The 25,006-nt window shown below is 69.7% G+C and carries 27 protein-coding genes, 1 tRNA gene, 1 pseudogene and 1 riboswitch; of the genes and pseudogenes, 19 read left to right on the top strand and 10 right to left on the bottom strand.

Going from position 1 to position 25,006, the window contains the following annotated elements:
• The first annotated feature begins 182 nt into the window (after positions 1-182).
• Positions 183-2,603: an immune inhibitor A domain-containing protein gene (locus tag QMF80_RS01890; RefSeq protein ID WP_283448896.1), complete on the top strand. Its 2,421-nt coding sequence runs from the start codon at positions 183-185 to the stop codon at positions 2,601-2,603.
• 110 nt (positions 2,604-2,713) lie between these two features.
• Positions 2,714-3,019, top strand: coding sequence for a hypothetical protein (locus tag QMF80_RS01895; protein WP_283448897.1), 306 nt, complete (start codon positions 2,714-2,716; stop codon positions 3,017-3,019).
• Positions 3,020-3,086: 67 nt separating this feature from the next.
• Here the strand turns inward: QMF80_RS01895 and QMF80_RS01900 are convergent, their stop codons facing one another.
• Together QMF80_RS01900 and QMF80_RS01905 are read right to left on the bottom strand one after the other, a co-directional pair.
• On the bottom strand, positions 3,087-3,689 hold the full coding sequence (locus QMF80_RS01900) for an isochorismatase family protein (RefSeq protein WP_283448898.1): 603 nt from the start codon (positions 3,687-3,689) through the stop codon (positions 3,087-3,089).
• A 190-nt stretch (positions 3,690-3,879) separates the two neighbouring features.
• Positions 3,880-5,208: a nicotinate phosphoribosyltransferase gene (locus tag QMF80_RS01905; protein ID WP_283448899.1), complete on the bottom strand. Its 1,329-nt coding sequence runs from the start codon at positions 5,206-5,208 to the stop codon at positions 3,880-3,882.
• 80 nt (positions 5,209-5,288) lie between these two features.
• Here QMF80_RS01905 and clpS point away from each other — a divergent pair, with 80 nt between their 5' ends.
• The 7 genes from clpS (at position 5,289) to QMF80_RS01935 (ending at position 10,030) form a co-directional block, all read left to right on the top strand.
• A complete protein-coding gene (gene clpS, locus QMF80_RS01910; RefSeq protein WP_283448900.1) occupies positions 5,289-5,603 on the top strand; it encodes an ATP-dependent Clp protease adapter ClpS in 315 nt (104 codons plus the stop codon).
• Positions 5,603-6,220: a DUF2017 domain-containing protein gene (locus QMF80_RS01915; RefSeq protein ID WP_283448901.1), complete on the top strand. Its 618-nt coding sequence runs from the start codon at positions 5,603-5,605 to the stop codon at positions 6,218-6,220. Before clpS ends, QMF80_RS01915 begins: the two co-directional genes overlap by 1 nt.
• Positions 6,221-6,539: 319 nt before the next feature.
• Entirely contained in the window at positions 6,540-7,979 is a 1,440-nt protein-coding gene (locus QMF80_RS01920; RefSeq protein WP_283448902.1) for an amino acid permease, read from the top strand.
• Between the two features lie 97 nt (positions 7,980-8,076).
• Complete coding sequence (locus QMF80_RS01925) at positions 8,077-8,499, top strand: M67 family metallopeptidase (RefSeq protein ID WP_283448903.1); 423 nt, start codon at positions 8,077-8,079, stop codon at positions 8,497-8,499.
• 88 nt (positions 8,500-8,587) lie between these two features.
• Entirely contained in the window at positions 8,588-8,704 is a 117-nt protein-coding gene (locus QMF80_RS37980; protein ID WP_349372164.1) for a putative leader peptide, read from the top strand.
• Between the two features lie 88 nt (positions 8,705-8,792).
• Entirely contained in the window at positions 8,793-9,080 is a 288-nt protein-coding gene (locus tag QMF80_RS01930) for a MoaD/ThiS family protein (RefSeq protein ID WP_283448904.1), read from the top strand.
• Positions 9,080-10,030: a PLP-dependent cysteine synthase family protein gene (locus QMF80_RS01935; protein WP_283448905.1), complete on the top strand. Its 951-nt coding sequence runs from the start codon at positions 9,080-9,082 to the stop codon at positions 10,028-10,030. Before QMF80_RS01930 ends, QMF80_RS01935 begins: the two co-directional genes overlap by 1 nt.
• Before the next feature lie 176 nt (positions 10,031-10,206).
• Here QMF80_RS01935 and QMF80_RS01940 read toward each other — a convergent pair whose 3' ends face one another.
• Both QMF80_RS01940 and QMF80_RS01945 read right to left on the bottom strand, forming a co-directional pair.
• Positions 10,207-10,578 carry a DUF488 domain-containing protein gene (locus tag QMF80_RS01940; protein WP_283448906.1) on the bottom strand — a complete coding sequence of 124 codons (372 nt, stop codon included), beginning with the start codon at positions 10,576-10,578 and terminating at the stop codon, positions 10,207-10,209.
• Entirely contained in the window at positions 10,575-10,775 is a 201-nt protein-coding gene (locus tag QMF80_RS01945) for a hypothetical protein (protein ID WP_283448907.1), read from the bottom strand. The genes QMF80_RS01940 and QMF80_RS01945 overlap by 4 nt, the downstream gene beginning before the upstream one ends.
• 201 nt (positions 10,776-10,976) lie before the next feature.
• Between QMF80_RS01945 and QMF80_RS01950 the strand changes: the two genes are divergently transcribed.
• Entirely contained in the window at positions 10,977-11,729 is a 753-nt protein-coding gene (locus tag QMF80_RS01950; RefSeq protein ID WP_283448908.1) for an MBL fold metallo-hydrolase, read from the top strand.
• Between the two features lie 143 nt (positions 11,730-11,872).
• Here QMF80_RS01950 and QMF80_RS01955 read toward each other — a convergent pair whose 3' ends face one another.
• A complete protein-coding gene (locus tag QMF80_RS01955; protein ID WP_283448909.1) occupies positions 11,873-13,147 on the bottom strand; it encodes a PTS transporter subunit EIIC in 1,275 nt (424 codons plus the stop codon).
• Positions 13,148-13,469: 322 nt separating this feature from the next.
• Positions 13,470-14,771 (bottom strand): PTS transporter subunit EIIC, encoded by a 1,302-nt coding sequence (locus tag QMF80_RS01960; RefSeq protein ID WP_283448910.1) that lies wholly within the window; start codon positions 14,769-14,771, stop codon positions 13,470-13,472.
• A gap of 256 nt (positions 14,772-15,027) precedes the next feature.
• Here QMF80_RS01960 and QMF80_RS01965 point away from each other — a divergent pair.
• The 4 genes and pseudogenes from QMF80_RS01965 to rdgB form a co-directional block, all read left to right on the top strand.
• Positions 15,028-15,264: pseudogene (locus QMF80_RS01965) on the top strand (PTS sugar transporter subunit IIB); the annotation flags it as partial.
• A gap of 153 nt (positions 15,265-15,417) precedes the next feature.
• Positions 15,418-16,143, top strand: a complete 726-nt coding sequence (gene rph, locus QMF80_RS01970; protein WP_283448911.1) for a ribonuclease PH — start codon at positions 15,418-15,420, stop codon at positions 16,141-16,143.
• 108 nt (positions 16,144-16,251) lie between these two features.
• The gene (locus QMF80_RS01975; protein ID WP_283448912.1) at positions 16,252-16,653 is read left to right on the top strand and encodes a hypothetical protein; all 402 of its coding nucleotides are present in this window, start codon (positions 16,252-16,254) and stop codon (positions 16,651-16,653) included.
• Between the two features lie 42 nt (positions 16,654-16,695).
• Positions 16,696-17,310, top strand: a complete 615-nt coding sequence (gene rdgB, locus QMF80_RS01980) for an RdgB/HAM1 family non-canonical purine NTP pyrophosphatase (RefSeq protein ID WP_283448913.1) — start codon at positions 16,696-16,698, stop codon at positions 17,308-17,310.
• 63 nt (positions 17,311-17,373) lie between these two features.
• Here the strand turns inward: rdgB and QMF80_RS01985 are convergent.
• The 3 genes from QMF80_RS01985 to bcp all read right to left on the bottom strand — a co-directional run bounded on the left by QMF80_RS01985 (position 17,374) and on the right by bcp (position 19,132).
• A tRNA-Leu gene (locus QMF80_RS01985) sits at positions 17,374-17,457 on the bottom strand.
• 60 nt (positions 17,458-17,517) lie between these two features.
• On the bottom strand, positions 17,518-18,519 hold the full coding sequence (locus tag QMF80_RS01990) for an HNH endonuclease (RefSeq protein WP_283448914.1): 1,002 nt from the start codon (positions 18,517-18,519) through the stop codon (positions 17,518-17,520).
• Between the two features lie 145 nt (positions 18,520-18,664).
• Positions 18,665-19,132: a thioredoxin-dependent thiol peroxidase gene (gene bcp, locus QMF80_RS01995; RefSeq protein WP_283448915.1), complete on the bottom strand. Its 468-nt coding sequence runs from the start codon at positions 19,130-19,132 to the stop codon at positions 18,665-18,667.
• 112 nt (positions 19,133-19,244) lie between these two features.
• Between bcp and QMF80_RS02000 the strand changes: the two genes are divergently transcribed.
• From QMF80_RS02000 to QMF80_RS02010, 3 genes are all read left to right on the top strand, one after another.
• Positions 19,245-19,565, top strand: coding sequence for a DUF3618 domain-containing protein (locus tag QMF80_RS02000; protein ID WP_283448916.1), 321 nt, complete (start codon positions 19,245-19,247; stop codon positions 19,563-19,565).
• A gap of 22 nt (positions 19,566-19,587) precedes the next feature.
• Positions 19,588-19,932 (top strand): GroES family chaperonin, encoded by a 345-nt coding sequence (locus QMF80_RS02005; protein WP_283448917.1) that lies wholly within the window; start codon positions 19,588-19,590, stop codon positions 19,930-19,932.
• 88 nt (positions 19,933-20,020) lie between these two features.
• A riboswitch (guanidine-III (ykkC-III) riboswitch) is annotated at positions 20,021-20,086 on the top strand.
• Positions 20,087-20,117: 31 nt separating this feature from the next.
• Positions 20,118-20,438, top strand: coding sequence for a DMT family transporter (locus QMF80_RS02010; protein WP_283448918.1), 321 nt, complete (start codon positions 20,118-20,120; stop codon positions 20,436-20,438).
• 80 nt (positions 20,439-20,518) lie between these two features.
• Here the strand turns inward: QMF80_RS02010 and QMF80_RS02015 are convergent, their stop codons facing one another.
• Positions 20,519-23,050 carry a transglycosylase domain-containing protein gene (locus QMF80_RS02015; RefSeq protein WP_502962742.1) on the bottom strand — a complete coding sequence of 844 codons (2,532 nt, stop codon included), beginning with the start codon at positions 23,048-23,050 and terminating at the stop codon, positions 20,519-20,521.
• Between the two features lie 173 nt (positions 23,051-23,223).
• Between QMF80_RS02015 and QMF80_RS02020 the strand changes: the two genes are divergently transcribed.
• Positions 23,224-24,039 carry an ABC transporter permease gene (locus QMF80_RS02020; protein WP_283448919.1) on the top strand — a complete coding sequence of 272 codons (816 nt, stop codon included), beginning with the start codon at positions 23,224-23,226 and terminating at the stop codon, positions 24,037-24,039.
• A gap of 160 nt (positions 24,040-24,199) precedes the next feature.
• Positions 24,200-24,964: an ABC transporter permease gene (locus tag QMF80_RS02025; protein ID WP_283449189.1), complete on the top strand. Its 765-nt coding sequence runs from the start codon at positions 24,200-24,202 to the stop codon at positions 24,962-24,964.
• The last annotated feature ends 42 nt before the right edge of the window (positions 24,965-25,006 follow it).

Here is a 25,006-nt window from a genome sequence, read left to right on the forward strand (position 1 = left end):
AACGTCCGAATAACGGAACTCCTTGACCGCATAGTGCAGTTGTAGGGATCAAGTCAAGGTCTGTCTTTTCTCGCGTTACTCCGGTCAAATGTCGTCACTTGAGACGCGTGCCGCGCGGAACCCCCCGCTCCTATGGAGACGTTCCGACCGTCCTGGCGGCCGCGGGAGGGGAACGACATCAAGTGACCAGCAACTCCGCCCGAAGAAGAGCGCTGCGCACCACGGCCGTCGCCGTGGCCATCGCCGCGTGCGCCGCCACCGGCGCCGCTTTCAGCACGGCGACCGCCGCCGGACCGAGCACCGGCCCCGGTGCCGTGTCCTCGTCCGACCGTCAGGACCCGACGGCTCCGGCCGCCGAGAAGGTCCAGCACAACCTCGACGGCCCGTTCACCAAGCAGCAGGAGCAGGCCCGCAAGGCCGCTCTGGAGCAGGTGCTGGCCGGCAAGAAGAACGTCGAGCAGCGCGGTGCTTCCAAGGTCGTCAAGCTCGACGACAAGAAGTACGTCGAGCTGGGCCGCGAGAAGACCGACAAGATCTTCACGATCCTCGTCGACTTCGGCGACCAGGTCGACAGCACCACCATGTTCGACCCGGACGGCCCCGACGGTCCGAAGCCCCCGGTCCAGAAGTACGGCGGCAACGCCGGCCCGGCGCACAACCAGATAGCCCAGCCGGACCGTACGACGAACAACAGCACGGCGTGGCGCAAGGACTTCAGCCGCGACTACTTCCAGGACCTGTACTTCGGTACCGGCCCCGGCAAGAACTCGCTGAAGACCTACTACGAGAAGACCTCCTCCGGCCGTTACTCGGTCGAGGGCCAGGTCGCCGACTGGGTCAAGATCCCGTACAACGAGGCCCGTTACGGCTCGAACTACTGCGGTCAGACCAACTGCAACAACGTGTGGGACACCGTCAAGGACGGCGTCAACGCGTGGGCGGAAGGCCAGAAGAAGGCCGGCAAGACCGACGCCGAGATCAAGGCGACGCTGTCCCAGTACGACCAGTGGGACCGCAACGACTACGACGGCGACGGCAACTTCAACGAGCCCGACGGCTACATCGACCACTTCCAGATCGTCCACGCGGGCGAGGACGAGTCGGCCGGTGGCGGCGTACAGGGCACCAACGCCCTGTGGGCGCACCGCTGGTACGCCTACGGTACGGACGCGGGCAAGACCGGCCCGGCGGACAACAAGGCCGGTGGCACCCAGATCGGCAACACCGGCATCTGGGTCGGCGACTACACCATGCAGCCCGAGAACGGCGGCCTCGGCGTCTTCGCGCACGAGTACGGCCACGACCTCGGCCTCCCGGACCTGTACGACACCTCCGGTGGTGGCGACAACTCGGTCGGTTTCTGGTCCCTGATGTCGGCCGGTTCCTGGCTCGGCGACGGCAAGGACTCGATCGGCGACCTCCCCGGCGACATGACGGCCTGGGACAAGTACCAGCTCGGCTGGCTGAACTACGACACGGCCAAGGCCGCGACGAAGTCCACCCACAAGCTGGGCGTCTCGGAGTTCAACACCAAGGACAAGCAGGCCCTGGTCGTCGAGCTGCCGAAGAAGCAGGTCAGGACGGACATCGTCGCTCCCGCCGAGGGTTCCTCGCAGTGGTGGAGCAACATGGGTGACGACCTCAAGAACACCCTCACCCGCCCGGTCGACCTGACCGGCAAGACCTCCGCCGCCCTGTCCCTCAAGGGCTGGTGGGACATCGAGAAGGACTACGACTTCCTCTACGCGGAGGTCTCCACCGACGGCGGCGCCAACTGGAACGCCCTCGCCGGTACCGCCAACGGCAAGGCCATCCCGCTCGACGCCGGCGGTTCCCCGGCCCTGACGGACGCCTCCGGCGCCTGGCAGGACCTGAACTACCCGCTCGACGCCTACGCGGGCAAGAAGTTCGACCTCCGCTTCCGCTACCAGACGGACGGTGGCGCGGGCGGCAAGGGCTTCACCGGCGACGCCATCACCGTGACCGCGGACGGCCAGACCCTCTTCACCGACGGCGCCGAGAACGGCGACAACGGCTGGACCGGCAAGGGCTTCTCGCGCATCGGGGCCAACTTCACCAAGGAGTACGCCCAGTACTACCTGGCGGAGAACCGCCGCTACGTCTCGTACGACTCCACCCTCAAGGTGGGTCCGTACAACTTCGGTTTCTCCAACACCAAGCCGGGCTGGGTCGAGCACTACCCGTACCAGGACGGCCTGCTCATCTGGCAGTGGGACACCTCCCAGAAGGACAACAACACCAGCCAGCACCCGGGCCAGGGTCTGATCCTTCCGATCGACGCCAACGCCAAGCCCATGAAGTGGGCCGACGGCACCCTGCTGCGGAACAAGATCCAGCCGTACGACGCCACCTTCAGCGCGTACTCGACGGACGCCTTCACCCTGCACAAGAACGGTGAGGCGCTCTTCCTGAAGCCGAAGCCCGCCAACCTGGTCTTCGACGACCACAAGGGCAAGTACTTCTACGACGAGAACCCGACCGGTTCGGTGAAGGTCACTGACACCAACACCAAGATCAAGATCGTGAAGGAGCCCTACGACGGTCTCCAGATGACGGTCGAGGTCGGTCCCTCCACCAAGTAACACGCAAAACCGCAGGTCAGAGCATGATCGGCCGTCGCCCTCTAGCGGGCGGCGGCCGTTCGCGTTTAGATGCCGGTGCGAGTTTCTTATTGACGGGGGAGATGACAAGCATGCCCGGTGGAGGATTTGTCCGGTTGCCAGGCGGCAGCGTGGTCGTAGCGCTCACGCTGCCCAGACCGTCCGGTGAGGGCGGAAATGTCCGCGTGCTCGTGCACGCCGTGAACCGGGCCCGCGCCCTGACCAGGCTGCGGAACCTCGGGATGCGGGCCGTGTACCTGCGGGGCAACGCGCAGCCGCCGACACCCGACGAGGTGACGGCGGTCCTGCACCACCCGGACGGCCTCCTGTGGCGCTGCGCCCCGGACCGGGCCGAGGAACTCTGGCACCCGATCCGGGCGCTCCTGCCGGGGGCCTAGGGCTGTGACCCGGCACACCTTCCCGGTCACGGCACTGGGGCGGCGCCGGCGTGGTCCTGCGGCGCCCTCAGGCGCCGGTGGCGTGGGGGGAGCCGGAGAGCTTCACTCCGGCCGCCCTGAGCTGCTCCAGGGCCCGCTCCGTGGTGTGCGGGGCCACGCCCGCCGTGAGATCGAGCAGTACGCGGGTGTCGAAGCCCGCCGCCGCGGCGTCCAGGGCGGTGGCCCGTACGCAGTGGTCCGTGGCGATGCCGACCACGTCGACCTCGGTGACCTCGCGGGCCCGCAGCCAGTCGGTGAGGGTCAGGCCGTTCTCGTCGGCGCCCTCGAAGCCGCTGTACGCCGCCTCGTACGCGCCCTTGTCGAAGACCGCCGCGACGGCGCCCGAGGCGACGGCGGGGGCGAAGTTCGGGTGGAACCCGACACCCTCGGTCCCGGCGACGCAGTGCACGGGCCAGGAGGTCTCGAAGTCCGGCTCCGCCGGGGGGCGGGCGAAGTGGTCCCCGGGGTCGATGTGGTGGTCCCGGGTGGCCACGACGTGCCGGTAGCCGGGGGTGGCCTGGCCGATCAGCTCGGTGATCGCGGCGGCGACGTCGGCGCCGCCGGTGACCGCGAGGCTGCCGCCCTCGCAGAAGTCGTTCTGTACGTCGACGACGATCAGTGCGCGGTGCATGTCGCGTGTCCTTCGCTCGATGTGACGGCGCCGCCTTTGCCCCTGGCCGGCCCGGCCCTTCCGGGGGCTCTTCCCCGAGGCCCCCTCCCCGAATCCGCCACCCGCCACCCGCCCCGGCGGATCCGGGCCCCTCCAGCCCCGCCGGCGGGGCTGGGAAGGTGCCGCCAGGCAGCCGGTCCGGCCCGGTGGGTCAGACGTACTCGGTCGGGATCACGGCCTCGCCCCGCGACAGCTGCGTCGCGGACAGCGGCAGGGCCGCCAGCACTCCCCGGTGCCGGTCCCGCGCCGCCTCCAGCGGCTCCCGCGCGACCACCTCACCGCCCTTGACCAGCTGCACCAGCAACTGCGACCCGGCCAGGGCCGACGGCACCGGCCCGGTGCCGAGGACCTCCGCCTCGGCCACGCCGTCCGCGTCCCGGCGCCGCGCGGCCCACTTGCGGCCGCCCACCGAGGTCTTGCCGCCGGAGGACTTCTTCGCCACCGGGTGCAGCGTCGCCTTGGGGTCCGCCGAGGTGGCCCGGGCGACCAGCTTGTAGACCATCGAGCAGGTCGGGTGCCCACTGCCGGTGACCAGCTGCGTGCCCACCCCGTACGCGTCCACCGGCGCCGCCGCCAGCGAGGCGATGGCGTACTCGTCGAGGTCGGAGGTGACCACGATCCGCGTGGAGGTCGCGCCCAGCTCGTCGAGCTGCTGCCGCACCCGGTGCGCGACGAGCAGCAGGTCCCCGGAGTCGATGCGCACCGCGCCGAGCCCGGTCCCCGCGATCTCCACGGCCGTCCGTACCGCTTCGGCCACGTCGTACGTGTCCACCAGCAGCGTCGTCGAGCCGCCCAGCGAGGCCACCTGGGCCTCGAACGCGTCCCGCTCGCTGTCGTGCACCAGGGTGAAGGCGTGCGCGCTGGTGCCCACGGTGGGGATCCCGTACCGGAAGCCGGCCGCCAGGTCCGAGGTGGAGGCGAAACCGCCGACGTACGCGGCCCGCGCCGAGGCCACCGCGGCCAGCTCGTGGGTCCGCCGCGCGCCCATCTCGATCAGCGGGCGCCCGCCCGCCGCCGAGGACATCCGGGAGGCGGCGGCGGCGATCGCCGAGTCGTGGTTGAGGATCGAGAGGACCACGGTCTCCAGCAGCACGCACTCGGCGAAGCTGCCCTCGACGCGCAGGACGGGCGAGCCGGGGAAGTAGACCTCGCCCTCCGGGTAGCCCCAGATGTCCCCGGAGAAGCGGTACGACGCCAGCCAGTCCAGGGTCCGCATGTCGACCACGGCCCGCTCGCGCAGGAACTCCAGCACGGCGGCGTCGAAGCGGAAGTTCTCCACCGCGTCCAGCACCCGGCCCGTTCCGGCCACCACTCCGTAGCGCCGCCCCTCGGGCAGCCGCCGGGTGAAGACCTCGAAGACCGAACGCCGGTCGGCGGTGCCGTTGGCCAGCGCCGCCTGCAACATCGTCAGCTCGTAATGGTCCGTGAAGAGCGCCGTCGACGGTACGTCCACCGGCAGGCCCAGGTCCGCAGGGTTCATGGCACGGATGCTAGCGCACATCTCGTCAGAGTGACGAGATGTAGGGCCCGTTTGTGCGACCGGCCCGTCCCAGTGGCAGCATGGGACAAGTGAGTGTCGCCCCCATTGAGATCGAACGCACCAAATCCGCCGAGGAGACCTTCGCGGTCCCCGAACCGGACGTCCCCTGGGTGACCCTGGTGCACAACGACCCGGTCAATCTCATGAGCTATGTGGCGTACGTGTTCCAGGCGTACTTCGGCTACTCCAAGGACAAGGCGAACAAGCTGATGCTCGACGTCCATCACAAGGGACGGGCGGTCGTCTCCAGCGGCAGCCGCGAGGAGATGGAACGCGACGTGCAGGCCATGCACGGCTACGGCCTGTGGGCGACCCTCTCCCAGGACCGCAACTGATGGAGCGCGAGACGGGCACCTTCGTGCCGCTCGAGAACGGCGGCGCGGCCGCCCGGCTGGACGGGATCGAGATCCAGATCCTGCGCTCGCTGGCCGTGCAGCTGCTGGAGCTGATCGGGCCCGGCCCCGCCGAGCCCGCCGCGGACGCCGATCCGCTGGCGGTGCTCTTCGCCGCCGACGGCCCCACCGAGCCGCCCTCCGACCCGGCGCTGGCCCGGCTGTTCCCGGACGCGTACGGCGGCCCGGGCGCCGGGGGCGGGGCCGACCCGGAGGAGCTGCGGGCCCACTCGGCCGAATTCCGCCGGTACACCGAGAACGACCTGCGCTCGCGCAAGCGCGAGGACGCGCTGGCCGTCGTACGCAGCCTCGACGCGCTGAGGTCCGCCGGTGACGAGGGCGACGAGGGCGCGCTGCTGGAGCTGACCGGCGAGCTGCCGCTGCGCTGGCTCGGCTCGCTCAACGACCTGCGGCTCACCATCGCGGCCCGGCTGGACATCACCGAGGACGACGAGAGCGCGGTGCTGTTCGGGCTGCCGGACGACGATCCGCGCAAACCGATGGTGATGGCGTACCTGTGGCTCGGCGGTCTCCAGGAGACCTTGATCGAGACGCTCTGAGCCCCACTGCGTTCACGCGTCGTTCGCTCAGCGGACGCTCAAATCCGGATAACGATCAGGTCACCGCCATGCGGTGATCTGATCTTTCCTACGCGCTTTGTCCCTATTTTTTCGTGCTGTGCGTCACTTTTTCGCGCCTCGATCACCCATAAGCCCGTGATAAATCTTCACGACTGCCGACGGGACGCCACCCCTGTTCCCCGGCTCGCTCGAACCGGCTGACCGCCGGGTGCAACTCCATCCGTATCCGGGGGGATCGAGGATCCGGTCCGCAGCCACTTCCAGGCGCGGGCCGGCGTGGAGAAAGGCGCACCAAGACATGACCTCTGTGCAGGTCGAGCACGACGACACCAAGCCGTCAGGCGGCGGCGAGCCCGAGGCGGGCGGCGGTTACCACCGCACGCTCGGCGCGCGGCAGATCCAGATGATCGCCATCGGCGGAGCCATCGGCACCGGCCTCTTCCTGGGCGCCGGCAAGGCGATCTCCAAGGCGGGCCCGAGCCTCATTCTGGCCTACGCCATCGCGGGCCTGGTCATCTTCTTCATCATGCGGGCCCTGGGCGAACTGCTCATGTACCGCCCCGTCTCGGGCTCCTTCTCGGACTACGCCCGCGAGTTCCTCGGCCCCTTCTGGGGGTACGTGACGGGCTGGACGTACTGGCTCTTCTGGGTGGTCACCGGCATCGTCGAGGTCACCGCCGCCGCGAAGTACATGTCCTTCTGGACGCACGGGAGCTTCCCTCAATGGGGCTTCGCGCTGATCTTCACGCTGATCCTCTACGCCGCCAACCTGATCTCCGTGAAGCTCTTCGGCGAGCTGGAGTTCTGGTTCTCGATGGTCAAGGTCACCGCCATCGTCGGCATGATCCTGATCTGCGCCGGCATCCTGACCATCGGCTTCTCCGACGCCGCCGACACGGCGACCGTCTCGAACCTGTGGAACGACCGGGGCTTCTTCCCCAACGGCATCGGCGAGACGCTGATGACCCTCCAGATCGTGATGTTCGCCTTCCTCGCGGTCGAGCTGGTCGGCGTCACCGCCGGTGAGTCCAAGGACCCGGAGAAGACCCTCCCCAAGGCCATCAACACCGTGCCGTGGCGGATCGCCGTCTTCTACGTCGGCGCGCTGATCATGATCCTGTCGGTCATCCCGTGGAACCAGTTCAAGGCCGGCGAGAGCCCCTTCGTGCTGGCCTTCGAGAAGATGGGCCTCGGCGTCGGCGCGGCCATCGTCAACTTCGTGGTGCTGACCGCCGCCCTGTCCTCCTGCAACTCGGGCATGTACTCCACCGGCCGCATGCTGCGCGACCTCGCGCTCAACGGCCAGGGCCCGAAGGTCTTCACCAAGCTGACCAGGAGCGGCACCCCGCTGGTCGGCACCACCTTCTCCGCCGCGCTGATGCTGGTGGGCGTCTGGATCAACTACGTCGCCCCGGGCAAGGCCTTCGACTACGTCGTCTCCTTCGCCACCATCTCCGGCATGTGGGCCTGGATCATGATCCTGGTCTGCCAGATCCGCTACCGCGCCAAGGCCGACCGGGGCGAGCTGCCCGGCTCCTCCTTCCGGGCGCCCGGAGCCCCGTACACGAGCTGGTTCGCCCTGGCCTTCATCGCCATGGTGATCGTGATGATGGGCATCGACGCGGACGCGCGGGTCTCGCTGTACTGCGCGCCGCTGTGGGGTCTGATCCTCGGCGTCTCCTACCTGGTGATGAAGAGCCGCGACCCGCGCGGCTCGGCGTTCACCAAGGCTCCGTAGCAGCAGAGGCCGCGCCGCAGCGGTCTCGTGTCCAGCATCCGGGCCCTCCCGTACCACTCCTCGGTACGGGAGGGTCCGTCTGTTTATCCTTTCGCTCATGCTGACCCTCACCCAGGACCTGTACGACCGGATCGTCGAGCACGCCCGCAAGGACCACCCGGACGAGGCCTGCGGGATCGTCGCGGGCCCGGCGGGCACCGGCCGCCCCGAGCGGTTCGTGCCGATGCTGAACGCCGCGCGGTCGCCCACGTTCTACGAGTTCGACTCCAAGGACCTGCTCACGCTCTACCGGGAACTGGACGACCGGGACGAGGAGCCCGTGATCGTCTACCACTCCCACACCGCGACCGAGGCCTATCCCTCGCGCACGGACGTGACGTACGCGAACGAGCCCGGCGCGCACTACGTGCTGGTCTCCACGGCGGACGAGGACGGCCTGGGGGAGTTCCAGTTCCGGTCGTACCGCATCGTCGACGGGGTGATCACGGAGGAAGACGTGCAGGTCGTCGCCGGTTACTAGGAGGCTACTGCCCAGTATGTGAGCGGTTGGCGTCCATAATGCGGGATCACACTCCAAACGTGGGACCGGGAATCGTTAACATGACCGCATGGTTCCCCACGACGTGAGCATCGAGACGCCCGGCAGGCTGCTGCTCGTGGCGCGGCTGCACGTCGATCTGTGCCGCCTCGCCAGTGCCATCTGTCCTGCCGCTGTCGCCGCCTGAGCACCGGCAGCACTCCGCACTGCCGCCGCACCGCTTTCCCAGCTCCGCCCTTCTCGTACGCACTCTTCCTTCACGACTGGAGCCAGCCATGGCCATCGAGGTCCGCATCCCCACCATCCTCCGCCCCTACACCGACGGCGAAAAGGCCGTGTCCGGCGAAGGCGCCACCCTCGCCGACCTCTTCGCCGACCTGGAGACCCGCCACAAGGGCATCCAGGAGCGCATCATCGACGAGGCCAAGGGCGGCGAGCTGCGCCGCTTCGTGAACGTGTACCTCAACGACGAGGACGTCCGCTTCCTCGCGGGCATCACCACCGAGCTGAAGGACGGCGACAGCATCACCATCCTCCCGGCCGTGGCCGGCGGATCGAAGTAATGCGCTACGACTCCCCGCTGGCGGCGGTCGGCAACACCCCGCTGGTCCGGCTGCCCCGGCTGTCCCCGTCCGAGGACGTCCGGATCTGGGCCAAGCTGGAGGACCGCAACCCGACCGGCTCGATCAAGGACCGCCCCGCGCTCCACATGGTCGAGCAGGCCGAGAAGTCCGGCCGCCTGTACCCCGGGTGCACCATCTTGGAGCCCACCTCCGGCAACACGGGCATCTCGCTCGCGATGGCCGCGAAGCTCAAGGGCTACCGGATCGTGTGCGTCATGCCGGAGAACACGAGCCAGGAGCGCCGTGACCTCCTGGCGATGTGGGGAGCCGAGATCGTCCCGTCGCCCGCCGCGGGCGGCTCCAACACGGCGGTCCGCGTCGCCAAGGAACTGGCGGCGGAGCACCCGGACTGGGTGATGCTCTACCAGTACGGGAACCCGGACAACGCGGGCGCCCACTACGCCACGACCGGGCCGGAGATCCTCGCCGACCTCCCGTCCATCACGCACTTCGTGGCGGGCCTGGGGACGACGGGCACCCTCATGGGGGTCGGCCGCTACCTGCGCGAGCACGTCGAGGGCGTCCGGATCGTCGCCGCGGAGCCGCGCTACGACGACCTTGTCTACGGCCTGCGGAACCTGGACGAGGGCTTCGTCCCGGAGCTGTACGACGCCTCCGTGCTGACCACCCGCTTCTCGGTGGGCTCGGCGGACGCGGTGACCCGCACCCGTGAGCTGCTCCAGCAGGAGGGCATCTTCGCGGGCGTCTCCACCGGGGCGGCGCTGCACGCGGCGATCGGGGTGGGCCGCAAGGCGGTGGCGGCGGGGGAGTCGGCGGACATCGTGTTCGTCGTGGCCGACGGCGGCTGGAAGTACCTGTCGACGGGCGTCTACACGGCGACCACGACGGAAGAAGCCATCGAAGCCCTCCAGGGCCAACTCTGGGCCTAGGCCAATCTCCAGCCCGCCCCGGCGTTCGAGGGCGTCTTCGGCGCGTGTCAGTGACGGCCGCCGGGTGCGGCTGGTTCCGCCCTCCGGGGGGCGCCTCAATCGCCGGCGGGGCTGGAGCTTCGGCCCGCCCGGCGTTCGAGGGCGTCTTCGGGGCCGCGGGGCCACCGCGGGCCCCGTCAGGGGGTGAGGAGGGCGGCCAGGATCGCGGCGTGGCTGGTCGCCGGGTCCTTGACCGCCGTCAGCAGCGTCACCGGACCGGCCGCCGCCAGCCCCCGCAGCCGCGCCACCGCGGCCCCGGCCTCCGCCCCCGCCAGCTCTGCCTCGTACCGCTCCCGGAACTCCTCGAAGCTGCCGCCCCCGCCGTGGAACCACGTCCGCAGCTCCGCCGACGGAGTCACCTCCTTCGGCCACTCGTCCACCGCGGCCGCCGCCTTCGCCAGACCCCGCGGCCACAGCCGGTCCACGAGCACGCGGACCCCGTCCGCCGCCGGGTCCGGGGGATCGTAGACCCGCCGCAGCCGGATTCCGCCGCCGTGCTCCGCCGTCATGAGCCCTCGCCTCCCGCTCCTCCGTGCCGCGGCCACCGCACCTGGTCCCACACCACCGGGCCGCGGCGGCGGCCCCGGCCGTGCGCGGCCCCGAGCGCTCCCGGCGGCCGCGCCGCCGCCCCGGGGCGGGCCGTCACCAGCACCACCGGCACCACGGCCACCACCGCCGTGACACCGGGCCACCAGGACGTGTCCATGCGTCGACCGTAACCCCGCACGGCAACCCGCGTACGGCCCGTCGCTCCACCGGGTGACAGCGCAGGTGAGTTGCCCCACAACGGCCCGCCGTGGAGGAGCGACGGGCCGTTCCGCGCTCTACGCTCGACTCCACGCACGCCCCCGTCGCCCTCCCCGTCTCCGTGTAACGTCCACGGACCGTCCACGGAGGTTCCCGCTCCATGAAGCTCACCGTCGTCGGTTGCTCGGGCTCGTTCCCGTCCGCGGAATCGGCCTGTTCGAGCTACCTCGTCGAGGCCGACGGCTTCCGGCTGCTCCTCGACATGGGCAACGGCGCCCTCGGTGAGCTGCAGCGCCACATCGGCCTGTACGACCTCGACGCGGTCTTCCTCAGCCACCTGCACGCCGACCACTGCATCGACATGTGCGGCTACTTCGTCGCCCGCTACTACCGACACGAGGGCGGCCGCTGCGGGACCATCCCGGTCTACGGCCCCGAAGGCACCGAGAAGCGCCTGACCACGGCCTACGAGGACGTCCCCGACGAGCGTTCGATGAGCGAGGTCTTCGACTTCCGCACCCTGAAGCCCGGCAACTTCGAGATCGGCCCGTTCCAGGTGCGCACCGAACGGGTCTCGCACCCGATCGAGTCGTACGGCATCCGCCTCGAACACGGCGGGCGCTCCCTGACGTACTCCGGCGACACCGGTGTCTGCACCGAACTCGGCCTGCTCGCCGAGGGCGCCGACCTGCTGCTCTGCGAGGCCTCCTTCACCCACGGCAAGGAGGACATCCCCGACCTGCACCTGAACGGGCGCGAGGCGGGGGAGTTCGCCCGGGGCGGGGCGGTCGGACGGCTCGTCCTGACCCACATCCCGCCGTGGACGGACGCCGAACGCAACCTCGCCGACGCGCGCGCGGTGTACGGGGGCCCGGTGGCCCTCGCCCGCGCGGGCGAGGTCTACGAGATCTAGTGCCGCGTCAGGCAACGTTCGCCCCGTCGCGACACTAGTGCCGTCGATACGCGCCCCGCACGCACGACCGAAGCCCCCGCTCTCCTTCCGGAAGGCGGGGGCTTCGGTTCGTGCGTGCGGGTGCCGGGTGGTGGCAGCCGGGGCTACTTCGCCTCGGCCTTCTCCATCTCGGCGATCTCCTCGTCGGACTCGCGGCCCGGGGTCGGAAGGTTGAACTTGGTGATCGCGAACCGGAAGCCGAAGTAGTAGATCGCGGCGAAGACCAGGCCGATCGGAATGATCATCCAGGGGTTCGTCGACTTGCTCCACGCGAGGCCGTAGTCGATCAGACCGGCCGAGAAGGTGAAGCCCGTGTGCACCCCGAGGGCCCAGGTGACGGCCATGGACACGGCGGTCAGCACGGCGTGGATCGCGTACAGCAGCGGCGCGATGAACATGAAGGAGAACTCGATCGGCTCGGTGACACCCGTGACGAACGAGGTGAGCGCGAGCGAGACCATCATGCCCGTGACGGCCTTGCGGCGCTCCGGACGGGCGGAGCGCGCGATGGCCAGGGCGGCGGCCGGAAGACCGAACATCATGATCGGGTAGAAGCCGGTCATGAACAGACCGGCGCTCGGGTCACCGGCGAAGAAGCGGTGCAGGTCGCCGTGGACGACGTCGCCCGCGGGGTTGGTGAAGTCACCGATCTGGAACCAGGCGACGGTGTTGACGAACTGGTGCATGCCGATCGGGATCAGGCCGCGGTTGATGAGACCGAAGAGGCCCGCACCGACGGAGCCGAGGCCGGTCATCCACTCGCCGAAGCTGGAGATGACCTCACCGATCGGCCCCCACACCAGGCCGAAGAACACGCCGAGGACGACGCCGACGAAGGCCATGATGATCGGGACCAGGCGGCGGCCGTTGAAGAAGCCGAGCCAGTCCACGAGCTTGGTGCGGTGGTAACGCTGCCACAGGAGCGCGGCGAGCAGACCCATGATGATGCCGCCGAGGACACCCGGGTCGTTGACCACCGCCGGGATGTCAACACCCTTGTTCTCGGTAGTGTTGATGATGGCCTCGTGCACCGGGAACGCGGTGAGCACGTTCTTGTAGACGAGGAAGCCGACGAGCGCCGCGAGGGCGGTCGAGCCGTCCGACTTCTTGGCGAAGCCGATCGCGACACCGATGCAGAAGAGCAGCGGCAGGTTGGCGAAGACGGTGTCACCGGCGGTGGCGAACACCTTGGCGACCTTGTCCCAGCCGAAACCGTCCTTGCCGAACACGTCGGGCTGGCCGAGGCGCACCAGGATACCGGCGGCGGGCAGGACGGCGATGGGCAGCTGGAGGCTGCGGCCGACCTTCTGGAGGCCCTGGATCAGGCCCGATCCCCGCTTCTTCGCGGGCGGCGCCGTTGCGGCAGTAGCCGAACTCATAACTTCCTCCGGGGAGCAAGGCGCCGCCAAGGGGGTGCATCCAAGGGGGACGGCGGCGTCTCGAAAAAGGGGGACACGCCGCCGGGGGAAGCGAACGTGGTCTACACCAATGGGTGGTGTAGACCAGTTGTAACACGGTGAGGGTTAGATAAGGAACCTTCGATTTCCTGTGGCTTGCACCACACTTCCGGATCCGCCGCCTCCGGACACGCCGAAGGCCCCCGGATCGGGATCCAGGGGCCTTCGGCGGTGCGGTCGGCAGGTGAAGCGGAGGAGGGGCGGAGGCAAAGCGAGAGGCGGCGGGGGAGGCGGCGGAGAGGGGCTACGCCTTGGTGTTCTCCGCCTGCATGGCAGCGATCTCCTCGTCCGACTCCCGGCCCGGGGTCGGCACGTTGAACTTCGTGATCACGAAGCGGAAGACCGCGTAGTAGACGACCGCGAAGACCAGGCCGATCGGGATGATCAGCCAGGGCTTCGTCGCCAGGCTCCAGTTGATGACGTAGTCGATCAGGCCCGCCGAGAAGCTGAAGCCGTCGTGCACGCCCAGCGCCCACGTCACCGCCATCGACACACCCGTCAGCAGCGCGTGGATCACGTACAGCACCGGCGCCACGAACAGGAAGGAGTACTCCAGCGGCTCCGTGATGCCCGTGACGAATGAGGTCAGGCCCACCGACAGCATCAGGCCGCCGACCTCTTTGCGGCGCAGCGGCTTCGCGCAGTGCGTGATCGCCAGGGCCGCCGCGGGCAGCGCGAACATCATGATGGGGAAGAAGCCGGAGAGGAACTGGCCGGCGTTCGGGTCACCCGCCAGGAACATGGCGATGTCACCGTGCACCTCCTGGCCGTTCGGCTTGACGTAGGTGCCGAACTGGAACCACACCGGCACGTTCAGGAACTGGTGCAGGCCGATCACCAGCAGCGCGCGGTTCGCGACACCGAAGATGCCCGCGCCCCAGGCACCCAGCCCCACCAGCCAGTCGGAGAAGCTCTGCAGCGCGTCGCCGATCGGCGGCCAGACCCACAGGCAGACCACGGCGAACGCGATCGCGACGAAGGCCATGATGATCGGCACCAGGCGGCGCCCGTTGAAGAAGCCGAGCCAGTCGACCAGCTTCACCCGGTGGTAGCGCTGCCAGAACCAGGCGGCCAGCAGGCCCATGACGATGCCGCCGAAGACACCGGGGTTCTGGAAGGTGTATTCGACGAAGCTGTCGCCGCTCCCCAGACAGGCGCCCTTGATGTCCTTGGTGCCCGCGGGGCAGTCCTTGGGGAAGGCGTGCAGGACGTTGCGGTAGACGAGGAAGCCGACGACCGCGGCGAGGGCGGTCGAGCCGTCGGCCTTCTTGGCCATGCCGATGGCGACACCGATGCAGAAGAGGAGAGGCAGGCCGAGGTCGGCGTTCAGCAGCGCGCCGCCCGCGTTCGCCATCACCTTGGCGACATCGGTCCAGCCCAGACCGTCCTTGCCGAACACGTCGTCCTGGCCGAGCCGGTTGAGGATGCCCGCCGCGGGCAGGACGGCGATCGGCAGCTGGAGGCTGCGCCCCATCTTCTGGAGCCCTTGGAAAATGCCGTTCCACCACTTCTGCTGCGGCACGGCTGCGGCGCTGCTCGCGCTCATCGGCGTCCTCCCTGGCCTGGTCGGTGACCGGCCCGTTTTTGGTGGCTGCGACACTTGCGGCACACTGGTGTAGACCACTCCTGATGCGGTCGCATTCACCCGCCCACCGGGCAGGTTGCTGCTGATCGTTATCATTCGGTACATACCGGACATGTGCCCGCGTAAGTGAGCCAACCGTGGGCTACCGTGACGGAGCGGACGCTCACGCGGAGCATGACGCCGCCGAGACTCGTTCTTCGTAGAACTCAGGGAGAAACAGATGGCCACCAAGGCTGAGAAGATCGTCGCCGGGCTCGGCGGTATCGACAACATCGAAGAGGTCGAGGGCTGCATCACGCGCCTGCGCACCGAGGTCAAGGACCCGGCCCTGGTCGACGAGGTCGCGCTGAAGGCCGCGGGCGCCCACGGCGTCGTCAAGATGGGCACCGCGATCCAGGTCGTCATCGGCACCGACGCCGACCCGATCGCCGCCGACATCGAAGACATGATGTGAGCTGAGCCCACCCGGCTCACCCACCACAACACATCACCGGCCACTCATCCGGCCCCCATGTCCTTGTGGAAAGACCCCGTCCAGGGCCGCACCCGGACGGGGTCTTTCCACAAGGACATGGGGGCCGGGCCCGTACCGGCTAGGCTCGCCACCATGTCTCGTATCGACGGCCGTACCCCCGAACAGCTCCGCCCGGTGACCATCGAGCGCGGATGGAGCAAGCACGCCGAGGGCTCCGTCCTCATCTCCTACGGCGACACCAAAGTCTTCTGCACCGCCTCCTTCAGCGAAGGCGTCCCCCGCTGGCGCAAGGGCAGCGGCGAGGGCTGGGTCACCTCCGAGTACTCGATGCTGCCCCGCTCGACCAACACCCGAGGCGACCGCGAGTCCGTACGCGGCAAGATCGGCGGCCGCACCCACGAGATCTCCCGCCTGATCGGCCGCTCGCTGCGCGCCGTCATCGACTACAAGGCCCTCGGCGAAAACACCATCGTCCTGGACTGCGACGTCCTCCAGGCCGACGGAGGCACCCGCACCGCCGCCATCACCGGCGCCTACGTCGCCCTCGCCGACGCCATCGCCTGGGGCCAGCAGAAGAAGCTGATCAAGGCCGGGCGCAAGCCCCTCACCGGCACCGTCGCCGCCGTCAGCGTCGGCATCGTCGACGGCGAACCGCTCCTCGACCTCTGCTACGAGGAGGACGTGCGCGCCGAGACCGACATGAACGTCGTCTGCACCGGCGACGGCCGCTTCGTCGAGGTCCAGGGCACCGCCGAGGGCGAGCCCTTCGACCGCAAGGAACTCAACGCCCTGCTCGACCTCGCGGCCGGCGGCTGCGCGGACCTCGAAGCCATCCAGCGCGGAGCGCTGGAGCTCTAACACCGCCACCGCGGCAACCGCGGGGCATGCGCGCGCGTCTCCACGGGTACGGGCGCACGGCGTCGAAGCCGTGCGCCCGTCCACGCATCCGACCCGGGGGGAACACCCATGCCGCACCACCGCACCCGTCGCCGCCTGCGGCTGTCCGCCGTCCTCCTGTCCGCCGCGCTCGCCGTTCCCGCGCTGACCTCGTGCGACGCGATATCGACGGCGATGGACTGCGCGAACACGGCGGTAGCCATCACGGACGGGGCGAACGACCTCCAGCAGGCCGTCTCGCAGGCGGGCAACAGCCCCCAGGACGCGCAGAACGCGCTCAACCAGATCGAGCAGAACCTCAAGAAGGTCGGCGACCAGACCGGCAACGCCGACCTCGGCAAGGCGGTGGACTCGATGACCGCGGCGGTCAAGAACGTCCGTACGTCGATCGAAGGCGGCAACACCGCCCCGGACATCACCCCGGTCGCGGACGCCGCCAAGGAGATCTCGAAGGTCTGCACCCCGGGATAGCCTCCCCGCGGAGCCCTCTCGGCCCACCGGGATAATGGAGGCATGACCTCCACGCCCACTCGCCTGATCCTGGCCACCCGCAACGCGGGCAAGGTCACCGAACTCCGCGCCATCCTGTCCGACGCCGGCCTGCCGCACGAGCTGGTCGGCGCGGACGCGTACCCGGAGATCCCCGACGTCAAGGAAACCGGCGTCACCTTCGCCGAGAACGCCCTGCTCAAGGCCCATGCGCTGGCGCAGGCCACGGGATACCCGGCCATCGCCGACGACTCCGGCCTGTGCGTGGACGTACTCAACGGCGCACCCGGCATCTTCTCGGCCCGCTGGGCTGGCGCCCACGGGGACGACAAGGCGAACCTCGACCTCCTGCTCGCCCAGCTCGGCGACATCGGCGACGAGCACCGCGCGGCCCACTTCGCCTGCGCCGCCGCCCTCGCCCTCCCGGACGGCACCGAACGCGTCGTCGAGGGCCGCCTCCTGGGCACCCTGCGCCACGTCCCGGCGGGCACCGGCGGCTTCGGCTACGACCCGATCCTCCAGCCCCTGGGCGACACCCGCACCTGCGCGGAACTCTCGGCGCCGGAGAAGAACGCCATCTCCCACCGCGGCCACGCCTTCCGCGGCCTGGTCCCGGTCATCCGCGACCTCCTGGGCTGAGCCCCGGAGACGCCGAAGGCCCGAACGCGCCCTGAGGGCGTTCGGGCCTTCGGTTCAAAGGCGTGCGGTCGGAGGGACTCGAACCCTCAAGGGATTTCTCCCACAACTACCTAAAAGTTGCGTGTAGGCCAATTCCACCACGACCGCGACTAACCGGTCAATTAGGACATTGGCCCTGGCCGGCTGCGGCTAGTGTACGGCGGTGACTCACCGTGGGTCGACAGGCTTCTTTCGCCGGTTCCGACACCAGGCGGCCGTGAGGGCGTGGCAGTTGGGGCAGAGGTAGCGGAGGTTCTCCCCTCGGTTGTCGAGCCAGTCCCCACTGATGTGGTCGATCTGGAGGGTGATCGGCTCGCCCCGCCACGCGCCGGGATTTCCGCAATGGGCGCAGGCGTGCGGGACGCCGATCTCCTGGAGCGCCCGGTGCAGCCGGGAGCGGCCGGTCCGGGCGGATCCGTCGGGCAGCAGGACGAGCGTGCGGGGTGCGACCGCCCTCGGTGCCGTCACTGGGCCGGCCGCCCAGGAGCGCCGTGTGAAATGGGTGACACCGAGCCCGAGTTGAGCCACGCGCCGCCGCACCCGCCGGTGATTGACGTCATTGACCTCGAGGCCGAGGGCGCGCATCAGGTCCGCGTAGCTCGCCGCTTCCGGGACGGCGGTACGCAGCGCCTCCTCGGGAAGGGTCGGCCGGGAGTTCCGGAAGTGGGCCGTCGCGATGCCGTGCTCCTTCAGCATTCTCCCGAGTGCGGCTCGCGATCGGCCGTCGTCCGCCATGTCCAGGGCCCGGGCCACGCCGCGGAGGCTGTCGGCGGCCGCCGCCGCGGCGGCGAGTTCTGCCGGGGTGAGTGGCAGCTCGACGTGGCCCCGATCCATTCCCGGGAAATGGCTGATGTCGATGCCTGCCGCCGCCATGCGGCGGACGATGTGCGACAAGGTGCCGGTGGCGGGGCGGGCTCCGAGCGTGAGCGCCACCTCGCGCAACGTGGTCGACGACGCGGCAGCGGCGGCTATGGCCGCGTCCGGGTACGTGCGCCACGGGCTCTGCTTCGCGAAGTGGCTGGTGTCGATCCCGTGGGCGGCGGCCTTCTTCTGTAGGGCCCGGCGCTGCCCGCCGCTCGCCTTCAGTCCGAGCCGACGCGTCAGGTCGGCCCAGCTTCGGGACTCGGATATGGCCTCGGTCAATGTGTTCCGGTCGTATGGATCACCCATGGTTTTTCCCCTTGTTCCGTTCCGGCCGCGCGTTCGGGGCCTCGTACGGACTAACGAACCGATATGCGGACGGTTACGCCCGATAATCGGAGCGGCCCGCTCCATTTCTTTGGGGCGGGCCGCTCGGGCAAGGGTGGGGGCGGGGTCAGATGCCCAGGTCCTTGATGATCTTGGCTACGTGGCCGGTGGCCTTGACGTTGTACAGGGCGCGCTCGACCTTGCCCTCCTCGTCCACGACCACGGTGGAGCGGATGACTCCGGTGACCGTCTTGCCGTACAGCTTCTTCTCGCCGTACGCGCCGTACGCCGTCAGGACCTCCTTCTCGGGGTCGCCGACCAGGGTGACCTTCAGCTCTTCCTTGTCGCGGAACTTCGCCAGCTTCTCCGGCTTGTCCGGGGAGACGCCGATGACGTCGTAGCCCGCCGTGGCGAGGAGGGAGAGGTTGTCGGTGAAGTCGCAGGCCTGCTTCGTGCAGCCCGGGGTCAGGGCCGCCGGGTAGAAGTAGACGATGACCTTGCGGCCCTTGTGGTCGGCGAGCGAGACCTCGTTGCCGTCCGCGTCGGGCAGGGTGAAGGCGGGGGCGGTGTCGCCCGGCTGCAGTCGCTCGCTCATGTGTCAGCAGTCTCCTCGGGAGGGGATCAGTACGGGACGAGACTAAGCTGACAGACTGTTCACGGCGGACTACGCCCCTTACGACCAGGACCACGACGACGGAGGCAGCGCGGTGCCGGAAGCCAGGACCCCCGAACAGATCGAGGCGGACATCGTCCGCAGGCGCGAGCAGCTCGCCGAGACGCTCGACGAGATCGGCGTGCGCGTGCACCCGAAGACGATTGTCGGGGACGCCAAGGCCAAGGTCGCCGGTGTCGTGGACCACACGGCCGGTCGGGCCTTCGTCGCCGTCAACCGGCTCGTCACCGATGTGAGGGGCGGGCTGCGGGGCGAGGACGGTGCTCCGCGCCTCGAGCGGATCGTGCCCGTCGCGCTGGTCGCCGTAGCCCTCGTCGGCCTGCTGGCCCTCGGCGCCCGCCGCAAGCGCGCGTGACCCGGGCGGGTAGGTTCGGGGCGTGAGCGAGAACAGCACCCACGACGACAAACTGCCCATCCGCATGCTGCACGACCGCGTGCTCGTACGGTCCGACTCGCCCGAGGGCGAGCGCCGCTCGGGCGGCGGCATTCTCATCCCGGCGACGGCCGCGGTGGGCAAGCGCCTCGCCTGGGCGGCCGTGGTCGCGGTCGGGCAGAACGTGCGGAGCGTGGAGCCCGGTGACCGGGTGCTGTACGACCCCGAGGACCGGGCCGAGGTCGAGGTGCGCGGGGCGACGTACATCCTGATGCGCGAGCGGGACCTGCACGCCGTGGCCGCTGAGCGGCTGGAGGGCGCCGAGGACTCCACCGGGCTGTACCTCTGACGTCGGAGGAGCCCGCAGGACGACGGCAGGACGACAGCAGGACGTACGAGAGGGCCGGTGACCTGGGTCACCGGCCCTCTGGCGTGCCGTTTTGCTACGGTGGAGGGGATTCCCGACGAGACGCGCCGTACCGGGTCCGACAAGACGACGCACCCCGCTCCCGTTCTCGTCGGAAGGTGCCTGCCATGGCCTGGATCCTGCTCCTGCTCGCCGGTCTGCTCGAAGTCGGCTGGTCGATCGGAATGAAGTTCACCGAAGGCTTCACCCGGCTGTGGCCCAGTGTGTTCACCGGCGCCGGCATCGTCGCGAGCATGGTGCTGCTGTCCTACGCGGCCAAGACCCTGCCCATCGGTACGGCGTACGGCGTGTGGGTCGGGATCGGCGCGGCCGGGGCGGCGGTGCTGGGGATGATGGTGCTCGGTGAGCCCGTGACCGCCGCCCGGATCTTCTTCATCTGTCTGCTGCTGGTCGCCGTGGTGGGGCTCAAGGCGACCTCCGGTCACTGACCGCTGTCGTCACTGGCCAGCCGTGCGTCACTGACCAGCCGTGCGCACTGACCGGCTCCGCGCTCCTGACCGGCTCCGCGTCACTGGCCGCCGAAGAGATCGTTGCCCTCCGTCGTCGCGCCGCCGCGGGTGCCCTCGGTCGTCGCGCCGCCCCGGTCGCCCGCGGTGGTGCCACCGCGGTTTCCGGCGGTGGCGCCACCGTTGTCGGTGCCGCCGTTGGACGGGGTTCCGGTGGTCCCCCCGTTGGTGGGGGTGCCGGTGGCGCCGCCGTTCGTCGGGGTTCCGGTGGTGCCCCCGTTGGTGGGGGTGCCGTTCGTCCCGCCGTTCGTCGGAGTGCCGGTGGTGCCGCCGTTGCCCGGGGTGCCCGTGGTGCCGCCCGTGTTGGTGGTCGGGGGCCTGCTGAACGGCGGCTCCTGGGAGCTGGGCGGCGGCGCCACCGGCAGCCCCCCGCCCGGCTGGAGGTCCAGTTCGAAGTCCAGCGGGTCGCTGCCCTGCAGCGCCGCCTTCGTGTACGCCGCCCAGATCCGCGCGGGATAGCCGCCGCCGCTGATCCGGGCCTCGCCCAGCGCGCCGTAGAGCGGCTGGGGGACGCCCGTGTCCGGGTCCTGGCCCATCATCGCGACCACCGTCACCAGGTCCGGGGTGAACGCCGCGAACCAGGCGGCCTTGTCCAGTTCGGCGGTGCCGGTCTTGCCCGCCGCCGGGTGCCCGGCGGCCAGGGCGGCCGTACCGGTGCCGTTGTCCACCACGCTGACCAGCATCGACGTGGTGGTGTCGGCGGCTTCGCGGGTGACCGCCTGGCGCCCGGCCCGGTCCGGGAGGGCCACGGTGTCCTCGCCCTTGGTCACCTTCTCGATGAAGGTGTAGGGGGTGTGGCGGCCGTGGTCGGCGAGGGTGGCGTAGGCCTGGGTCATGTCGAGCACGCTGGCCTGGACCGTGCCCAGCGCGATCGCCGGGCCGGTGTCGAAGTTGGGGGTGTCCTCCGGGATGCCGAGGGCGACGGCGGTCTCCTTGACCTTGGCGCCGCCGACGTCGACCGCCATCTGCGCGTACACGGCGTTGACGGAGAGGTCGGTGGCGGTGCGGACGGTGATGTTCCCGTAGGAGGCGTCGTCCTCGTTGGTCGGGTTGAAGGGGATCCGGCTGCCGACCACCGGGCGCTTGTTGGCGCCGCTGTAGAGGGTGTTCGGGGTGATGGCGCGGCCGTCCTGGGTGCGCGCGTCGTTCTCCACGGCGGAGGTGAAGACGAACGGCTTGAAGGTGGAGGCGACCTGGAAGTCGTGCCGGGTCGCGTTGTTGACGTACTGCTTGGTGTAGTCGATCCCGCCGTAGAGGGCGACGACCTTGCCGGTCATCGGGTCGATGGAGGCGCCGCCCGCGCGCACCAGGCGGTCCGCCTTGCGGGTCGCCGGGTCGAGTTTGGCGAGCACCTGCTTCTGGACGGCGTCGACGAAGGCGTTCTGGCGGTGCTTGTCGATGGTGGTGGTGATGCGGTAGCCGCCTTCGGCGAAGGTCTTGTCGTCGATGATCTTGTGGTCGACGATGTAGTCCTTGATCGCCTCGACCAGGTAGCCGCGCTGGCCCGACAGTCCGGCGGCCGGCCGGACCTTGCCGGGCTCGGGGAACTTCACGGCGGCCCGTTCGGCCGCGGGCATCCAGCCCTTCTTCACCATGCCGTCGAGTACGTAGTTCCAGCGCGCGAGGGCGCGGTCGCGGCTCTGCGGGTGGGCGACGACGTCGAAGGCGCTGGGGGAGTTGAGCAGGGTGGCGAGGTAGGCGCCCTCGGCGGTGGTGAGTTTGCCGACGTCCTTGCCGTAGTAGGCCTGGGCGGCGGCCTGGATGCCGTACGCGTTGCGGCCGAAGTAACTGGTGTTCAGGTAGCCCTCAAGAATGTAGTCCTTCGACTTCTCACGACCGAGTTTGATCGCGATGAAGAACTCCTTGGCCTTCCGCTTCACCGTCTGTTCCTGGCCCAGGTAGTAGTTCTTGACGTACTGCTGGGTGATGGTGGAACCGGACTGGGTGCCCTTGCCGGTGGCCGTGTTCCAGGCGGCGCGCAGCATCGCCTTGGGGTCCACGGCCCGTTCGGAGTAGAAGTCCCTGTCCTCGGCGGCCAGTACGGTCTCCTGGACGGTGCGGGGGATCTGGGACAGCTCGACGTTGACGCGGTTGACCTCGCCGTCGCGGGCGATCAGCGAACCGTCCGTGTACATGTAGACGTTCGACTGCGCGGTGGCGGCGGTGTTGGCGGGCGGGATCTTCACGAGGAGGTAGCCCGCGACGAGGGCGCCGCCGACCAGCAGGGTGAGGAGCAGGAACGTTCCGAGCGCCATCCGCCAGGTGGGGATCGCGCGGCGCCAGCTCGACCGCTTCCGCTTGGCCTTCTTCGCCGCGGCGGCCGGTTCGCCGGCGTTCTGCGTTTCCACCGTGTTCTGCGCGCCCTTCGCGCTGTTCGAGCCGTTCGAGCCGTTCGTGTCCTTCACGTTCTCCGCGCTCCGCGCGCCCTGCTGTTGCGGGGCGGGCCCGTCGGGAGGCCCGGCGGGGGAGGGGTTCACCGCGGGGGTGTCCGGGTCCCGAGGGGTCCAGCCCGGAGGCGGTGACTTGTCGCTCATGTCTCCAGGGCTCCTCGGCGCCGTACGAAATATCCGTCTTGTACCTGATGGTGTCTACCCGATGGCCAATGATTCCGCGGCGGGCGGGCGTAAATCCCTCGCGTGGATCGCCCCACCGCACTAAGCTCGCGCGCTTTGGCCGTCGTAGGAACAACGTGCAAAGGGAGGAATCGGTGCACAGGACCGCGCACCTCTATGCGGCGATCGCGGCGGGCGGCTTCCGCCGCTACGCCACCTACGGAACGGCCACCGCGGCGGGGGTGTTCACCAACACCGTCTTCGGGTTCATCGTCGCCTACACCTACATCGCGCTGTGGGACGAGCGGCCCGGCCTCGGTGGCTACGACCAGGCGCAGGCCCTGACCTTCGTATGGGTCAGCCAGTCCCTGCTCGCCGCGGGGGCGCTCATTGGCGGCGGCTTCCAGGAGGAGATCCAGGAGCGCATCCGGACGGGTGACATCGCCGTCGACCTCTACCGGCCCGCGGACCTCCAGATGTGGTGGCTGGCCGCCGATCTGGGTCGCGCGGGCTTCCAGTTGCTGGGCCGCGGGGTGGTTCCGCTGGTCGCGGGGGCGCTCGCCTTCCAGCTCGCGCTGCCGAGCGCGCCGGGGCGCTGGCTGCTCTTCCTGCTGTCCGTACTGCTCGGCCTGGTGGTCAGCTTCGCGCTGCGCTTCCTGCTCGGGCTGTTCGCGTTCTGGCTGCTGGACGGGTCGGGCATCAACATGGTCGCGACCCTCGTCTCCATCTTCTTCTCCGGGATGCTGCTCCCGCTGACCGTCTTCCCGGGCGGCTTCGGCGAGGTGGTCCGGATGCTGCCCTGGTCGGCGATGCTCCAGGTGCCGCTGGACGTGCTGATGGGCCGGCACGCGGGGGCCGGGAGCGCGGTGCGGGCGCTGGGGTTCCAGGCCGCGTGGGCGGCTGTGCTCCTGGGGGCCGGCCGGCTGCTCCAGTCCGCCGCGACGCGCAAGGCGGTGGTCCAGGGTGGTTGACACGAACGTACGCGACGCGCCTCTGCCGGGGGCGGGGGACGGGTCCGGCTCCGGGTCCGGGTCCGGGTCCGGCCTCGGCCCGGTGTCCGGCCTCGGCGAGCGGCTCGGGTTCTGGCGGCAGGCGGCCGAGGGCCTGCGCGGCTACGGCCTGATCGTGGCGATGTGGGTCCGGGCGACCATGACCTACCGCTCGTCCTTCCTCATCGCCCTCTTCGGCAACGGGGTGGGCAGCCTGCTCGACTTCGTCGCGATCTTCATCATGTTCCGGCACGTGAGCGTCCTCGGCGGCTTCACGCTCCCCGAGATCGCCCTGCTGTACGGGTCCTGTTCGGCCTCGCTGGGCCTGGCGGACCTGCTGCTCGGCAACACCGACCGGATCGGCGTCCGGATCCGCGACGGCTCCCTCGACACCATGCTCGTCCGCCCGGTGCCGGTGCTCGCGCAGGTCGCGGCGGACCGGTTCGCGCTGCGTCGCCTGGGCCGGGTGGTGCAGGGACTCGGCGTGCTGGCCTGGGCGTTGTCGGCGCTGGACGTGCAGTGGACGGCGGGGCGGGTGCTGCTGGTGCCGGTGATGGTGGTGGCCGGGGCCGCGATCTTCGGCGCGGTGATGGTGGCGGGCGCGGCGTTCCAGTTCGTCGCCGGGGACGCGGCCGAGGTGCAGAACTCCTTCACGTACGGCGGCAACACGATGCTCCAGTACCCGCCGAGCGTCTTCGGCAAGGAGCTGCTGCGCGGCGTCACCTTCGTGGTGCCGCTGGCCTTCGTGAACTGGCTGCCCGCGCTCCACGTCCTGGGGCGGCCGGACCCGTTGGGGCTGCCGGGCTGGGTGGCGTACGTGAGCCCGCTGGTCGCGGTGCTGGTGCTCGTACCGGCGGCGCTGGCGTGGCGGGCGGCGTTGCGGTCGTACCGAAGTACGGGGAGCTGACACGGGTGCGGATGTGAACGCGGATGTGAACGCGGATGCGGA

It is taken from the genome of Streptomyces sp. G-G2, from assembly GCF_030063135.1.
In the GTDB taxonomy this organism is placed as follows: domain Bacteria; phylum Actinomycetota; class Actinomycetes; order Streptomycetales; family Streptomycetaceae; genus Streptomyces.